16 protein-coding genes are annotated in these 14,944 nt (G+C 31.9%); 6 read left to right on the forward strand and 10 right to left on the reverse strand.

All coding sequences use genetic code 11. From position 1 onward, the window contains the following. Position 1 precedes the first annotated feature (1 nt). The 4 genes from C5F49_RS00230 to C5F49_RS00245 form a co-directional block, all read right to left on the reverse strand. Positions 2 to 403 (reverse strand): hypothetical protein, encoded by a 402-nt coding sequence (locus C5F49_RS00230; protein WP_179362774.1) that lies wholly within the window; start codon positions 401 to 403, stop codon positions 2 to 4. Positions 404 to 414: 11 nt separating this feature from the next. Beyond that, entirely contained in the window at positions 415 to 729 is a 315-nt protein-coding gene (locus tag C5F49_RS00235; RefSeq protein WP_179362775.1) for a hypothetical protein, read from the reverse strand. A 152-nt stretch (positions 730 to 881) separates the two neighbouring features. Next, positions 882 to 2,117, reverse strand: a complete 1,236-nt coding sequence (locus C5F49_RS00240) for a glycosyltransferase (protein WP_179362776.1) — start codon at positions 2,115 to 2,117, stop codon at positions 882 to 884. Positions 2,118 to 2,147: 30 nt separating this feature from the next. Then, entirely contained in the window at positions 2,148 to 3,260 is a 1,113-nt protein-coding gene (locus C5F49_RS00245; protein ID WP_179362777.1) for a THUMP domain-containing protein, read from the reverse strand. Positions 3,261 to 3,344: 84 nt separating this feature from the next. Here C5F49_RS00245 and C5F49_RS00250 point away from each other — a divergent pair, with 84 nt between their 5' ends. Genes C5F49_RS00250 through C5F49_RS00260 form a run of 3 tightly spaced genes read left to right on the forward strand, consistent with a single transcriptional unit; the run spans position 3,345 to position 5,913 of the window. Beyond that, complete coding sequence (locus C5F49_RS00250) at positions 3,345 to 4,070, forward strand: phosphoadenylyl-sulfate reductase (RefSeq protein WP_179362778.1); 726 nt, start codon at positions 3,345 to 3,347, stop codon at positions 4,068 to 4,070. 1 nt (position 4,071) lies between these two features. Next, entirely contained in the window at positions 4,072 to 5,214 is a 1,143-nt protein-coding gene (gene sat / locus C5F49_RS00255) for a sulfate adenylyltransferase (protein ID WP_179362779.1), read from the forward strand. Between the two features lie 30 nt (positions 5,215 to 5,244). Then, the gene (locus C5F49_RS00260; protein WP_179362780.1) at positions 5,245 to 5,913 is read left to right on the forward strand and encodes a hypothetical protein; all 669 of its coding nucleotides are present in this window, start codon (positions 5,245 to 5,247) and stop codon (positions 5,911 to 5,913) included. Between the two features lie 2 nt (positions 5,914 to 5,915). Here the strand turns inward: C5F49_RS00260 and C5F49_RS00265 are convergent, their stop codons facing one another. Both C5F49_RS00265 and C5F49_RS00270 read right to left on the reverse strand, forming a co-directional pair. Further along, positions 5,916 to 6,308: an aconitase X swivel domain-containing protein gene (locus C5F49_RS00265; protein ID WP_179362781.1), complete on the reverse strand. Its 393-nt coding sequence runs from the start codon at positions 6,306 to 6,308 to the stop codon at positions 5,916 to 5,918. After that, positions 6,305 to 7,459, reverse strand: coding sequence for an aconitase X (locus C5F49_RS00270; RefSeq protein ID WP_179362782.1), 1,155 nt, complete (start codon positions 7,457 to 7,459; stop codon positions 6,305 to 6,307). Before C5F49_RS00270 ends, C5F49_RS00265 begins: the two co-directional genes overlap by 4 nt. 54 nt (positions 7,460 to 7,513) lie before the next feature. Here C5F49_RS00270 and C5F49_RS00275 point away from each other — a divergent pair, with 54 nt between their 5' ends. Further along, positions 7,514 to 8,161: an endonuclease III domain-containing protein gene (locus C5F49_RS00275; RefSeq protein WP_179362783.1), complete on the forward strand. Its 648-nt coding sequence runs from the start codon at positions 7,514 to 7,516 to the stop codon at positions 8,159 to 8,161. 49 nt (positions 8,162 to 8,210) lie between these two features. Here C5F49_RS00275 and C5F49_RS00280 read toward each other — a convergent pair whose 3' ends face one another. Both C5F49_RS00280 and C5F49_RS00285 read right to left on the reverse strand, forming a co-directional pair. Continuing rightward, positions 8,211 to 8,918: a hypothetical protein gene (locus tag C5F49_RS00280; RefSeq protein WP_179362784.1), complete on the reverse strand. Its 708-nt coding sequence runs from the start codon at positions 8,916 to 8,918 to the stop codon at positions 8,211 to 8,213. 75 nt (positions 8,919 to 8,993) lie between these two features. Continuing rightward, on the reverse strand, positions 8,994 to 9,209 hold the full coding sequence (locus C5F49_RS00285; RefSeq protein WP_179362785.1) for a hypothetical protein: 216 nt from the start codon (positions 9,207 to 9,209) through the stop codon (positions 8,994 to 8,996). 120 nt (positions 9,210 to 9,329) lie between these two features. Here C5F49_RS00285 and C5F49_RS00290 point away from each other — a divergent pair, with 120 nt between their 5' ends. Together C5F49_RS00290 and C5F49_RS00295 are read left to right on the forward strand one after the other, a co-directional pair. Continuing rightward, positions 9,330 to 10,073, forward strand: a complete 744-nt coding sequence (locus C5F49_RS00290; RefSeq protein ID WP_246275343.1) for a hypothetical protein — start codon at positions 9,330 to 9,332, stop codon at positions 10,071 to 10,073. Positions 10,074 to 10,196: 123 nt separating this feature from the next. Then, the gene (locus C5F49_RS00295; RefSeq protein ID WP_179362786.1) at positions 10,197 to 11,351 is read left to right on the forward strand and encodes a glycosyltransferase; all 1,155 of its coding nucleotides are present in this window, start codon (positions 10,197 to 10,199) and stop codon (positions 11,349 to 11,351) included. 28 nt (positions 11,352 to 11,379) lie between these two features. Here the strand turns inward: C5F49_RS00295 and C5F49_RS00300 are convergent, their stop codons facing one another. Further along, positions 11,380 to 14,097: a PKD domain-containing protein gene (locus tag C5F49_RS00300; RefSeq protein ID WP_179362787.1), complete on the reverse strand. Its 2,718-nt coding sequence runs from the start codon at positions 14,095 to 14,097 to the stop codon at positions 11,380 to 11,382. Between the two features lie 161 nt (positions 14,098 to 14,258). Next, positions 14,259 to 14,909 (reverse strand): Snf7 family protein, encoded by a 651-nt coding sequence (locus C5F49_RS00305; protein ID WP_179362788.1) that lies wholly within the window; start codon positions 14,907 to 14,909, stop codon positions 14,259 to 14,261. Between the last annotated feature and the right edge of the window lie 35 nt (positions 14,910 to 14,944).

The following is a 14,944-nucleotide window of genomic DNA, read 5'->3' on the forward strand; positions in this document are numbered from 1 at the left end:
TTTATTCTTCTAGATCTTCTTCTGCAGATTCATTTGAGCCTACTTCTAAGAGTTCTAGTGATTTTAATTCAAATTGATAAATTGCTTTCATTTCTATCTCTTTTTCTTTTTCTAGGAATTCTGACACTTTTTTGCTTAGTGGGGCTTTGTGCTGATCAAAAATAAATTCGTATACTTCACCTTTTAGTAAATCATCAATTTTGATATCTTTTGCAACATCCATAGTTACAATATGTCGTCCATCTTCTACTGCATCATACAATTGTACATCCACCTTATTGTCTTCATAATAGAATTCTAGAATATATCCTGATTTTTTAATTTCTTCAGGTTTCTTAAATTTTGCATTTTGAATTTCATCAGTAACCCATTCTGGAATTTCATCTTCTTTCTTTTTTACCATGGTAAACCACTCTAACTTTCTGCTTTTTCTTTTTTACTTTTTGACCACCATTCTAGATAGTCATCATGTTTGTCATCACGTGTTCTTTCTCTTTGATTTAACTTGAATCTGATATCTGAAACTTCTTCTCTTGTTGCGTATAATCCACATCGTTTACAAATGAAATGTCTTCTGTTTTTTTCATCCATTTTCATTGGAATGTCAATTTCATCAAATAATTTGAATAATGCATCTCGGCTTCTGTCTTCTTCTTCTGGGAAATCCTCCACATACTTTGTTTCTATTTTCTTTTTCTCTCGTGATGTACATTCAGGACAGTTAGGCACTGTTGATTTGGCTTAATTTTTTCCATAAAAGCGTTCCCACAATCTCTGCTGATCGATATTATCTGACACGCGGATTTTTTCATCATCCCTTGCGGTCCGTTCGCCCATCGAAATCCCGCGTGCCAGATGAGAAAAATCATCAAAATAATCTATTATCTCTTTTCTTCTAATATTTGGGCAGCAATTTTTGCTGAATTTTCTGCCCCATTGGGAACAAAATTCTTTGAAAATTCCTTCAAACTATCCTGAAATTCTGCGTAATTTTCTTTAATTTTGGATATTCCTTTAGTTACTTGGTTTGTTTTAATGGCCAACACGCCTAGATTCTTTTCTTCAGCCCATCTGATGTTGTTTGTATGCTCATCATAAATTGGAATTCCAATTATTGGTTTTGATTTTCCTCCCATAATTTCACCCATTACCGTGTGAGAACCATTTACAACTGCATACTTGCATAAATTTAGAATTGTATCTTTTTCTTGCTCTGAAAGAAAACCAATATCAATTTGTATCCAATCTATTTTTTTATCCAAAGCTTCTTTTACAGAATACTTTTTTCCATCTTTTCCTAACACTGTATCTATACTGGAATTATTTCTTGCATGTGAAATTATTCTTTTTTCTTTTTTCATTTCATCTTGATGAAATACTTCTTCATATCTCTGACCAGTTCCATCATTAGTTGATTTATTTCCAGTTCTCATCCAATAACCAAATTCATTGTCTTGTACTAGTTTTTCAAGATTTGAGATATTTTCTTTTTTAATTTCTTTACTATTTGTAAAATGCCCTACATAGACAATTTTTTCTTCTAATCCTTTGATAAAATTTAGATTATATTCACACATTGTATATGGTGGTGGTGAATCTGCTACTAGAATTTTTGATGCTTTAGCAATTTGCTTTGCAATAAAAATTAATGATGGATAAAGATATGATCTTGAATTGTATAGTTTAGGTCTAAACTGATTTGTTACAAACAAACTAGGAATGTTTCTATTTTTTGCTAGAATGTTTGAACCCATATCACCATCGTTAATTACAAGATCAAATTTTTCTTTATTGTAGAGTTTTCTTTCTTCTCTCAAATAATTTGTAATTTGTCTAACTAGTGATGGATTTTTTGAAATTGGTAATAATAAATTCATTAATGATTTTGAAACACTTGGACCAAACTTTCCATCAATTGGAGTTGGCATTAAAATTTCATGAATTTTTTCTTTTTGATCAGGAAATTTTTTTAATAATTTTTCATAAACATGATCTTTACTAGAAAAATGAACTTCAAATTTTTCTTTGATATGTTCTCCTAGAACATCATTTAGTCTCATCATTCTAGAATAGTGACCACTTCCCCACGGATAGATGAATTCTCCTATTTTGAGCATGATATGAAACCAAATATGCTGTTTAAATTCTCAATGATTTTCTAGTGAATCTAAAATATCATGAACATTGTTAGGACCTATCTGAATATTGATGACTTTTTTTGATTTTAGTGCAGATTCAACTTCTTTTTTTGAAAAAATAGGAATTTTATTTGTAGATAGTGTGACCATTTTTTCTAGTTTCTTAATATTTCTTTCAAGGCCTATCTCTTTAGCTTCATCAAACAAGTTAGAATCAACCCCAGCAAGTGGTAAAATTGGAATTTTCTTTTTTTCAAATACTAGTTTCAATGAATTATCAATAAAGTCTGTAGAATAAATTAATGGAGATAATGCCAATGATACACGGTTGTTTGAATATTGTAATAATATCTCTAATATTGAATTTACATAAATTAAATAATTTTTGATTCCATTTGGACTAATTTTAAGTTGTAAAAATTCAAGTTCAATTTTATCATGCACTAATCTTGGAATAATTTGATTAATTATTTTTACAAGATTCATCAATTCAGATTTTTGTCTATAACAAACTAGTATCTTTACATCGTACCCTTGTTTGATTGTCTCAAAGCAAGAAACTGCTGAAATTTCATCATATACTGCACATATGGTTTTTTGATTTTGTGATTGATATGGTATTCCCCCTTTACCATTATCTGAAAATATACAGATGTATGCATTATTTTTTGTGAGATAGGTATACAATAACTTGTCATAATTTTCATCAGTTCCTGGATATGCTCCTAATTTTGCTTTCTTTTCAATAATGTTTGATGTTGCTGCAATTTCTACATCTTTAACAACAAATCCCTTTGAAATCCCTTCTACTTTAACAAGAAATTTTTCTCCCTTTAAGAGTAAATTACCACCAATAGATGTAATCTCAGAAATAATATTCTGAAAATCATTACTAATTTTTCTTGCTATAGCTATTTTTTCAATTCCAAAAAGTAAATTTATTGCAGATGATGCAAATACAGGATCATTTGCATCAACTAAAATTATGTCTCCATCACGTTTTACGGACTTGAATTCCTGATTTTTTATTTTAAGAATTTTTTTTATATTTGTGATTAGTTGTGGAATTTTATTTTTTGAAAATATGGTTGGGAAAACTACAACGTATGATATTTCATCCATATTTTCTATTTTGAATTCTACTTGTTTATAATTTAGGATAAAGATTCGGGTAATCAATATAAAACAAATAATCTAAGTGAAAATGTGACAAAATTCACACAAGAACAAGTAGATGACCTAAACTCCAAAATTAAAACTACACAAGAGGCTCTAGAATGGGTTTCAGAGAATCTTCATCCTAAAGTTGCAAAAGCATCTAGTTTTGGAGCTGAAGATGCAGTAGTTATGGATATTATGCTAAAAATTAATCCTAAATTTCGATTCTTTACACTTGATACAGGACGATTACCGCAAGAGACCTATGACATTATAGATATTGTTTCAAAAAAATATAATATTACAGTTGAATCCCTATTTCCAGATACAAAGGAAGTTGAAGAAATGGTAAATGAAAAGGGCATGAATCTTTTCTATGAAAGTGTAGAAAATAGAAAGTTATGTTGTGAAATTCGTAAAGTTCACCCCATGAACAAAATGTTAAGTACATTAGATGGTTGGATTACTGGATTAAGACGTGATCAAACAAAAAATAGAGAAAATATTACAATTTTTCAACTAGATCATGGACATGGAGGAATTTTAAAAATAAATCCAATAATAGATTGGACTTGGGATCAAATTCAAGAATATATTAAAAAAAATAATTTACCTTACAACAGCCTTCTAGATAAAAACTATCCTAGTATTGGTTGTGAACCATGCACTAGGCCTATCAAACCTGGTGAAGATTTAAGATCAGGACGATGGTGGTGGGAACAAGATGGAAATAAGGAATGTGGCCTTCATATAGAGCGTAAAAGGATGGATTAGTATGTCGGAAACTCATTCAATAAAACCACATGGTGGAATACTAGTTAATAGAATTATTGAAACTGATCCTACGGGATTATTCTCAATTACAATTAGTGAAGATCTTGCAAATGATGTTGAAAATATTGCAGATGGAATTTTTAGTCCTTTAGAGGGATTTTTGGGAAAAGAAGATTTTGATAGTGTTGTTTCTCGTGGAAGATTAGCTAATGATTTAGCTTGGACTATTCCAATTGTACTTGATGTTGATGAAGAAACCGTAAATAAAATGAAAAAAGCAAAAGATATTCTATTAAAAAATCCAGATGGCATTGGAGTTGCAGTATTACATGTTGATGAGACATTTACTTTTGATAAAGAGAAAGCAGCTCAAGGAGTCTATGGAACTAGCGATTCATCACATCCAGGTGTTGCATATACAATGTCAATGAAAGATTGGTTAGTTAGTGGAAAAATTGACTATATTCAAAGACCAAATGATACAGAAATTAGAAAAAATAGATTAACCCCAACCCAAACACGTGAATCTTTTGTAAAAGCAGGATGGAAAACCATTTGTGCTTTTCAAACTAGAAATCCACCTCACGTAGCACATGAAATGCTACAAAAAACATCAATTACTACACGTGATGGTGTATTTGTAAATCCAGTAATTGGTAAGAAAAAATCTGGTGATTTTGTAGATGAAGTTATCGTAAAATGCTATGAAACTATGATTAAATTATACTATCCTGAAAATCGATGCAAACTAGGAACATTACATACACAAATGAAGTATGCAGGTCCAAAAGAAGCAATACACCATGCAATTATGAGACAAAACTATGGTTGCACACATATCATAATTGGACGAGACCATGCAGGTGTTGGGAAATTTTATGATCCAATGGCAGCCCAAAAAATCTTTGATGACTATCCAGAGTTAGAAATTTCTCCAGTATTTTTCCCACCATTCTTCTATTGTAGAAAATGTCTTACGTATACTACTCCCAAGGCATGTCCACATGATAATGATGTTAAAGAGCAAATTAGTGGAACTGCACTAAGAGAAATGATTCAAAATGGTCAGGCACCATCAGAATTTATTTTAAGACCAGAAGTAGCACAAGTAATTTTGGATCATCCAAAACCTTTTGTTGATTAGATTTTTATTCAATCAAATTTGTTCTAGCTTGTGAAGTATCTCTTTGCAGTAATTTTACTTTCAGGAATTTTTGTAACATCAGCCTTTGCTCAAGAAGAAAAGAATCCATCATTAATTATTGATACTTTGGAAATTCCTTCAGATGAATTTAACACAGTACTACGTGAAGCCCCAATTAGAGTCTTAGATAAGGTTCATGCAGTAAGTTGGCAAGTGACAATTGATAACAATCTATTTTATGCAAATCCAGAGGGAAATGCAGTTTTAAGACTATATGATCAAGAGACACATGATGAATTTATTGAAGTTGGAATGGGACCACAACCTGACAATAAATTTTGGGTTGCAGTGCAAACTCCAAAAGAAGGATACATTGTAGTTCATAGTGATTTGGATAGAGGATGGTATCCTCAAGCAAAATCTATCATATCTTACACTGACAGAGCAGGACTAACTGTGAACAATGGTGCCAGAATCGTAGTTACAAATCTGGATATTGGTCAATTTGCTATTCACTCATATTCTGTTCATGGAATGGCAGGCTCTACTGATCCACCAGCAGTAAGTTCTGGAAGCATGATTATAGAATTTTTGTCAGGTGATCCTGCAAAGAACATATTTGCATTATATCCATTTTACATGGCAGCCGGAGTTGGAATTATAGTTGCAGTTCTATTCATTACAAAAAAGCGAACATAATTTTAAAAAATAGTTGAAATAATATTTTCAGATTTTGTATCTAAGACAATTTTATCATTATTTTGAATTGATGAAAATTTTTTCTCTGAAACAATAACAAGTGGAATATTTGCTAATGCACAACCAGTCGCAACTGTTAGATCAGCTTTTTTACATATCATTGCAAGTGGTGCAGAATTGTTTGATTTTATTGAATAAATAGTATATGCTCCAACACTACTTCCTACACCTGATGGAAATAGAAGAATTGTATTTGCAATTGATTTTTCAAATAAATCATGATTCTTGTCACTTATTATTCCTGTTTTTTTATCAACTGTTCCCAAAAAATTTATTGGATCTTCAGATTTTAATACTATACCTTCAACATTTCCTTGAACAAGAACTTTATTCATTGTGTTTCATCTTCTATAATTTGTGCTAAGGATTTTAAATTAACATCCACTCCGTTAGAGTTTTTTAGATAAAATGCACCCTTGATACTGTTTGTAGTAACTGCATCTACATTATCTTTATTGATTAATGGTGTTAAACATGTACAACAATCTGAAAGAATTTCACATCCTGCACGTTCTAATTCATTTGTATAACCTAACTTTCTAGCTTGTTCTTTTACCATTCTAGGAGTAAATACCATACATCTCTTCTTGAAAGAACGCCCCTTTAGCTTTATAGTTAGATCTGAAATCTCATCTAATCCCAACTGTGGGCTTCCTAGTGTAACAATATCTCCTTTTTCAGTAGTATTAAGTTCATCATAAACATTTTTCATTTCTTTTTCATCAAAATCTATTTTTTCAATTCCTGATTTCTCTTCATCAAAGAGAAATTTTGCACATGTTCCAGATGTTCCCATTCCACCACACATTGCTTTACATTGACGCCTATCCATTTCTCCTAAACCTGAAATGTTTACAGATGTATCACCAACTTTTCCTGCAAAAAATCCCAACATTCCATATGTTAATTCAGTTGGATTATTGATCTTCATTCTAATGGATAGGTTAGGAGAATCTTCCTTTCGTAGTGATGAATATGGACTTTTACCAGTAATTGCACTTGCAAGTGCACTAAACGCACTTTCTTTGTTAGTTTTTAAATTATCATATGAATTTGCATGAATTGCAGCATTACTTTCTGCAAATGCAACTTGAGTATTTTCTTTTGGAATATCAAATATTTCATAAGGTATACATGAAAATGATGGTATAACACCAATTGTCTCATAAGAATTTTTTATTGAAAGTTGTTTTGATATAAAATTATCATCTACATTATAATTTGAAACATTATCAATGTCAAATCCCATGGGATTCAAAGTTGTTTTTACTTTGACTCTTGCATCTTTACTAATTGTTGATAGAAACTCTTCACCTGCATCACCAATTGTATTGTAATTTACGCCAGAAAGATGAGCCCATTCTATTGGAATTAATCTATCAGCATCTGTTGCTTCGCCCGTTGCAACCAAAATTCTATATGCCATCTCCATGATCTCACCTTGTTCACCTTTTAATGCAGATTCTTCCTCTCTTGTTAACTCCAATGGATTGAGTTATCTACTACAGATATAATACTTGTACGTACATTACCATTAATCATGAAAAAAATTCTTCAAGGAATGACAGATACCATGAATTCTGTTAAACCACCCAGAATGACTGCATTACGTGAACTTCATGAAGTAGAAACTGGTGGACCATTTAGTATATTGATTGGAACTATTCTTTCAGCTAGAACTAAAGATGAAAGTACAACAAAGGTTTGCAAAGTATTATTTTCTAAATACAAAAATGCCAAATCTTTAGGAAATGCCAAGGTAAAAGATATTGAAAAGATCATCAAATCAATTGGATTCTATCATGTAAAATCTAAGAGAATTATTGAAGTGGCAAAAATAATTGATACTCAGTACAAAGGAATTGTGCCTGATGACTTGGAGACTCTAGTAAAATTACCTGGTGTGGGAAGAAAAACTGCAAATTGTGTATTGGTATATGCTTTTGAGAAACCAGCAATTCCAGTAGATATTCATGTTCACAGAATTTCAAATCGATTAGGTTTAGTAGATACAAAAATGCCTGAAGAAACAGAACAAGAACTAATGAAAAAAATTCCCAAAAAATACTGGATAGACATTAATGATACTTTTGTGATGTATGGGCAAAATATATGCAAACCAATATCTCCAATGTGTGATGTTTGTAAAATTAAAAAAAATTGCAAATACTATAATCTAAAAAATTAATAAAAAATAAAAAGACTAGAATTGATTTTGTTTAAAAAATTAAATCATTCTATCCTACAGTGATTGTCCATTTTACAGACAAGCTATCTCCATCAGAAACTGTAATTCCAGTATCTGAGTTTAGATCTTGTACTGCAAACATACTAGTTGATCCAAGCGTAGTACATTCACCCTCGGCATTATCTGCACCTTCTGGTCCATTAAAGATACCAGATTGCATAATTGCTCCTGTTGAATTACTAACGTCGAAGTCAAATGGATCACTTGATGTGTCTAAGACCACAATTGTTCCAGTACCAGTTACTGCTGGTGTAAATGTTGGGGTGACTTGTTTTCTTGCCATCTCTCCACTATCACCTGTAACTGCACAGTCAGAATCTGCAACAGTTGATTCAAGTTCAGACAATGTATTGACTGGTACTCCAGCTGCTGTATAGTTTCCAATAGCAATGTGTTGGAATTCATTCATTCCACCTACACATGAAACACCTGCAGTAGAATTCTCAAATACCATACGGGAAACACAATCTTTACCACCTATTGCAACAATATTGTCGCCTTGTAGGTAATGTTTGATTGCACCTGTGCTATCTAGAACTTGGTATTCAACATGACCTAACATGTCAAATCCTGTAGTTTGTGTTTGTGGTTCTGCTGATACCATTAGTGTGGTAGCAGAATTGCCACTAAGACTTACTGCTCCCAGGCTTATTGCAAATATGCCTGCAAACAATGCGATCGTTTTTAGTCTATTCATTACAGAACTAATAATTTACTTTATTATTAGTTGCTTGGCAAAAATTACTGATTAACTGATCCATTTTGGAATATTTTACGGTGATTTGAGACCGATGGATTCAGTTAATTCTACTGTAAGTGCCCTCCCTTTTTCCTCAGGCTCTTGTTCAATAGGTGCAATTTCATTTAAAATTATATTATTTTCAGTAGTTCCGTTGTCCTCTTCAGTATTTTCCATAGAAATTGATGAAGCAGTTACACCAATTCCAATTATTATCGCTATGAAAATTACAATAATAATTTTATTCACAAATTTCTAACTTGATACAAGTCTATAAACATGACTGAATGAAAGTTGGTTTTTTATATTTCATGTAAGGCTAGAAATCTAATGGAATCGCTCGGGATATTGATAATTTTGATAATATCGGTGGCAATAGTTTTTTCATTTGATCAAGTCTATGCAATTCCTGATCCTATTCTAATAACACAATCAAGTGGATTGCATAACGTTGTATTTGATGGTAAATGGACACATGAAACAGAATGGAAACAATCCAGTCATAATTTATTGTCATATGATGATGACATGGTAATTCATTTACGAACAGCTCATCAGGAAAATTTTATTTATGTTTTTGTTGATCCTATTGGTGATTTAACATTAGATAAAAATTTGGATAAAGCAACAATATGTTTTGATGCAAAAAATAATAAAAGTCAAAATCCTGATAGTGATGATTATTGTTTTTCAGTTTCATTAAATCAGGAACATGGAATTCTTACACAAGGAACTTCAAATGGAAATTATGAAATGATTAATGGACCAGAATTTATCGCAACTAGTAATATTTCTGATGAAAACGATCGTTATACCAAAATTTTACATCCTAGCTTTGAATTTAGAATTCCAATTGAACTTTTAAATCGTTCAGATAACTACGGATTTTATCTTTCAGTTTATGATGCTAGTTCAGATAAGTTTTATTCATGGCCTGAAAATGTAACGAGAGAAAGTTCTCAAATCCCATCTCCATCTGAATGGGGAGATATAGTATCACCTGACAAATCACTTCCAGAAATGCATCTACCATTTCTCATATTCACAATTTTGATTTTTGCAATAATTTTAGTTCAATCAAAACAAAAAATTAGATTATTCAATTCTTTCTAGTTTTGTTTAAGCATAATCAATATTCAAAAAAATTTGAGAGTACTAGTAAAGAAAAAGTTACTTAGGCATAAAATTAATTATAAATTAATATTCATTTGTTCTTGGGTAGGTATGAAGTAAGGCATGATTCAGAATAATCCTCAAATATCAATCATTCTTCCCACGTATAATGAATCTCAAAATATTGTAAATATACTTAAATTAATTCGTGAAAATATTCCAAAAGGTATCTCTACTCAAACAATTGTAGTTGATGATAACTCTCCTGATGGAACAGGAAAAATTGTGGAAGATTATATTCTGGGAATTAAAAAAATTGCAGAAAATACTATTGATATAATTCATAGAAAAGCAAAAAATGGATTATCATCTGCAATTTTGAATGGTATTCAAAATGCAAAAGGTGATACTATAGTAGTGATGGATTCAGATTTTTCACATCCTCCACAAATTATTCCAAAAATGATTGAGACATTCAAACAATATCAATGTGATCTAGTTGTAGCTTCAAGATACATGACTGGTGGAAATATTCATGGTTGGACAATTAAAAGAAAACTAATGAGTAAAATTGCAACTGTAATTGCAAAAAAGGGGTTGGGAGTTAAAACAAAAGATCCAATGTCTGGATTTTTTGCATTTAAAAAAAATATCATTAAAGGATTAAATTTTGATGCACTAGGTTACAAATTCCTTTTAGAAATTCTTGTAAAAACAAAAGATATCGATGTAAAAGAGATACCATATACTTTTGAAAATAGAAGATTTGGTTCAAGTAAATTAGATAGTTCAACTATTATTGATTATTTTAAATCTGTATGGAAATTATACAAAAATGGAAAAATAAAAACTACTGATGAAAAACGAAATTCAATTCGTTTTATTTCAAAGGCTGCAAGATTTTTCACTGTTGGAGCCTCTGGATTTGGTGTAAATTATCTTATTTCTATGCTTTTCACATCTGGCTTAACTGAAATGTGGTATCTTCATGCAAATATCTTTGGAATTATAGCATCCATATCTACTAATTTTATCTTAAACAAAGTTTGGACATTTGAAGATAGAGATTTTTCACGAAAGAAAACATTTTCTCAATTTGGAAAATTCGGTGCTTTCAGTTCATTAGGTGCACTAGTGCAACTTGGAATTGTATTTACATTAGTAGATTCATATGAAATAGTATATCCTCTTGCCTTGATTTCAGCTATTGGTGTTGCAGCACTTAGCAATTTTATCTTGAACAAAAAACTTACTTTTAAAGAAAAACTTTGGAATTAATTTTTTAATTTAGATTAAGTCAAGTAGACTAGTCATCATCACTTGGGGAATTTTTTATTGCCTTTTGTGCATGTTTCCATGCTTTCTTGTAATGATCTATTGCTTTGTCATACTTTCCATCAGCTGCTTTTTCATCACCCTTTGCTAATTCAGCTTCTGATTTTACTAGTTCCTTACTAGATTTTTTATCTGCTTGGTTTTCAGAAGTATTTGCCTCATCAAATGCATTAGAAGCTAATTGCCTATCTACTGCTACTAGAACATTAATTACACCTGTAACATCAGTTGAATCGTCATCTTTTTCTATTTTCATTAAACTTTTGACTGCTTTCTTTTCTTTGTCAAATACTTTGTGTCCGTGCTTTGATTCTAGAGATATTTCATCCTTCCAAAGTTTATCATCAAGACTATTTTCTATTTCCTTTAAGGCTTTTTTAAGCTCTTTCTGAGTTTTCTTTGAGGCATCATCAATTAATGATTGTAATATTGTAATTTGTTCTAATTTTTGATCTTGTAGTGAAGGATTTTCAGCAGTTATTTCAACTGAGCTAGAACTTTCATCATTATCAGAATCACTTACAGTACATGTTGGAGTAAAGTTTCCTGCATTTTCAAATGTATGAGTTGGGTTTTGTATAGCAGAATCTTCTAGCCCGTCTCCATCAAAGTCCCAAGAATATGTTAGTGGTTCGTTTCCAGTTGCACTATTACATGTAAATGATACATCTAGTGGTGTATCGCCTGATGTAGGAATTGCAGTAACTACTGCAATAGGTGAATTATCACATGCATCTCCAACTCCGTCCCCATCAATATCTTCTTGGCCAGGATTTGGGATTGTTGGACAGTTATCTGTGTTATCTCCAACTCCGTCCCCATCAGTATCGATTTCATCATCAAGAATTTCAGCAATTACTTGCTGCACTCCGTTTTCTTCTCCACCTGTAACTCCAGTGATATCAATTACAACACTTTCATTGGTTTCTAAAATATTATCGTCAAGTCCTGTTAATTGAATTGTTCCAGTAGTATCTGGATTCTGAATTACAATGATATTACTTGAAACTTCATAATCATTATCTAAAATTGCATCTCCACCAAATGCTAAATCAATTACCACATCTGAAAAAGGCAATTGATCTAAAGTTGCAGTAACAGTTGCTGTTCCACCATCTTCATCAAATGGAGTCCCTACTATGGAAAGTGAAACTTTTGGCAAATCATCATCAGCAATTATACCTGTAACTTGCTGCACTCCATCTTCTTCTCCACCTATTACTGAAGTAATATCAACTAGAACACTTTCATCTCCCTCCACAACAGTATCATCAATTCCAGTAATTACTATTGATCCTGAAATACTTCCGGTAGTAATTGAAATTGTGTTGCTAGATATTGTATAATCGTCATCCAAAACTGCATCTCCACCAAATGCTAAAATAATATCTATATTAGAAGGAGCATTTTCATTTAAAGTTGCAGTAACAGTTGCTGTTCCACCATCTTCATCAAATGGAGTCCCTGCTAAAGAAATTGCGACAAGAATAGGTTCAACTGTAACTAGGATTGATGATGAATCAGAGTTGTTATCTGAATCACTTACAGTACATGTGGGAGTATAATCACCTGGATTATCATAAAAGTACAATGAATTTTGATCCATTGAATCTTCTAGCCCGTCTCCATCAAAGTCCCATGAATATGTTAGAGGAGTGTTTCCTGTGACACTAGTACATATATGAGTAACAAGAAGTGGTGCGATACCAGAAGTAGGATTTGCAGTTACAATTGCAATTGGTGTAAAGTCGCAATCATCAGGTACTCCATCACCATCTGAATCCAAGTTATCATCAAATCCTGGACATACATCATCTACATCAGGTACTCCATCACCATCTGAATCTACTAATGTTAGTGACAACTCAAATGTTAATCCTTTAGCTTCTGTTAAAAATGGAGAAGCATTAATCAAAGTTGCAAGACCTGTAGTTGTTAATGAATGATATCCAGATTGACCTACATCATCTCTTGCTAAAACATAATACAATTGATCATTTGTATTAAAGGAAGCTTGATACAATTCTCCTGTTAGAGATCCTGAAATAGTTGTAGTTGTTACATCACAAGTGGTTATATCATTAATTCTATCCAAACGTATATCAGAAGGACCGCCTATTCCTACTCCTGCTAGTCTATACAATACATCTTCAGTCCAATTATACACCAAATAGTTAAACGAAGTTCCAGAATCTGGTAATGAACATGATGGAGTTACAAGAGCATTTGTTTTATCAACTGAAAACAATACATCATTTACAGTTGCACCGGCACCAGTTGCAGCAAATAATGAACCATCTGAACTAAAAGCTAATGTTGTAAATGCATCATCCATTGAATCTATTTTAGCACCAAATCCAGTTTCAGGATCTATTGTTGCCAAAAATCTATCACTTGATTCCCCACCAGATTGAATTATTGCATAGTAAATTCCAGTAGTTGGATCTTGTGAAATGGCAGTACATCCTTTCACATTACCAGAAACCCCACTGATTATCATTGGAACTGATGAAATTATTGTACCATCAATTTTGTCAAGTTCATGAATTTCTTTTCCAGATACACTTGGTTTATCACAAGCATATAGAGTATCAGTAGTTGTAAATGCAAATGCATTATTTTCTAAAATTCCAGGAATTATTAACAATAAAAAAATTGAAGACAAAACAATGAATCTATTTAATTGCACATTGTTTAACATCTAGTTTAAAATATAAAATTACCCTATTGTATTTTTTTAAAAATAACTGAATTACTATTTCCCATTATTGGGAATTTTAAATTAATAATTAATTTCTTTAATTTTTTAAAAAATTAAAATAAAAAGAACTGACTAACGTCTTGTCCTAACTACTCAAAGGTAGAAGTAGAGGATTGTGACGAAAGTCCAGTTGAAGAAGGTACAGATGGGAATTTATCTCCTATCTGCTGCTCAGCTACTGCAGATGCTTCTTGAAGAATCTTTTCGGTTTCTTCACTTGAAGCACCAGACTCCATACTAAATGAGTCTCCTGCAAGTGAATCCATCATCAGTCCATTAAGTGTCTGGGTCATACTGTTCAATTCTGAATCAGCTTCTGGCATGAATCTTCCAAGCGATGACTTCAATCCCTTCATTGTAGACATTGCTGGTCCAATTGCTACCATAGCATCACCAAGATCATGAATAGTTGTCAGTCTTAGTTGGACTTGTTCTAATGACATTCTTGCGTTGCCGAGCATCTTTGTAACTTTACGAATTTCAGCTAATTCGTTAGACAAAACTCTACTTGTGTCAGTATCATGTTGCTGCATAGCAGTCACGACTCTCTGAAAGAGTTGCGCATCTCTTTCGTGCAGTTTACCTAACATAGAGTCCATTTTTGAGATTTGGACTTGTAGTTTGTTCACTGCGGTTTGAATTCGTGGCTTTAATGCACCTTCAGGCTTTACTGCATCACGTAGTTTGCCAGTTACGCTTTGGGTCTCCTGATGAGCCCAAGTCTTATCGAAGTTTGGCATGATGGATAATTTAGAAATTTAGTCTTAATCATCGG

Origin of the sequence: Nitrosopumilus oxyclinae (assembly GCF_013407165.1) — an archaeon.
GTDB classification, from domain to species: Archaea; Thermoproteota; Nitrososphaeria; order Nitrososphaerales; family Nitrosopumilaceae; genus Nitrosopumilus; species Nitrosopumilus oxyclinae.

Excerpts from the sequence above, each read along its gene's own strand:
- C5F49_RS00230 (WP_179362774.1), bottom strand. The coding sequence starts at position 403 with ATGGTAAAAAAGAAAGAAGATGAAATTCCAGAATGGGTTACTGATGAA.
- C5F49_RS00240 (WP_179362776.1), bottom strand. The coding sequence starts at position 2,117 with ATGCTCAAAATAGGAGAATTCATCTATCCGTGGGGAAGTGGTCACTAT.
- C5F49_RS00245 (WP_179362777.1), bottom strand. The coding sequence starts at position 3,260 with ATGGATGAAATATCATACGTTGTAGTTTTCCCAACCATATTTTCAAAA.
- sat (WP_179362779.1), top strand. The coding sequence starts at position 4,072 with ATGTCGGAAACTCATTCAATAAAACCACATGGTGGAATACTAGTTAAT.
- C5F49_RS00265 (WP_179362781.1), bottom strand. The coding sequence starts at position 6,308 with ATGAATAAAGTTCTTGTTCAAGGAAATGTTGAAGGTATAGTATTAAAA.
- C5F49_RS00275 (WP_179362783.1), top strand. The coding sequence starts at position 7,514 with ATGAAAAAAATTCTTCAAGGAATGACAGATACCATGAATTCTGTTAAA.
- C5F49_RS00280 (WP_179362784.1), bottom strand. The coding sequence starts at position 8,918 with ATGAATAGACTAAAAACGATCGCATTGTTTGCAGGCATATTTGCAATA.
- C5F49_RS00295 (WP_179362786.1), top strand. The coding sequence starts at position 10,197 with ATGATTCAGAATAATCCTCAAATATCAATCATTCTTCCCACGTATAAT.
- C5F49_RS00305 (WP_179362788.1), bottom strand. The coding sequence starts at position 14,909 with ATGCCAAACTTCGATAAGACTTGGGCTCATCAGGAGACCCAAAGCGTA.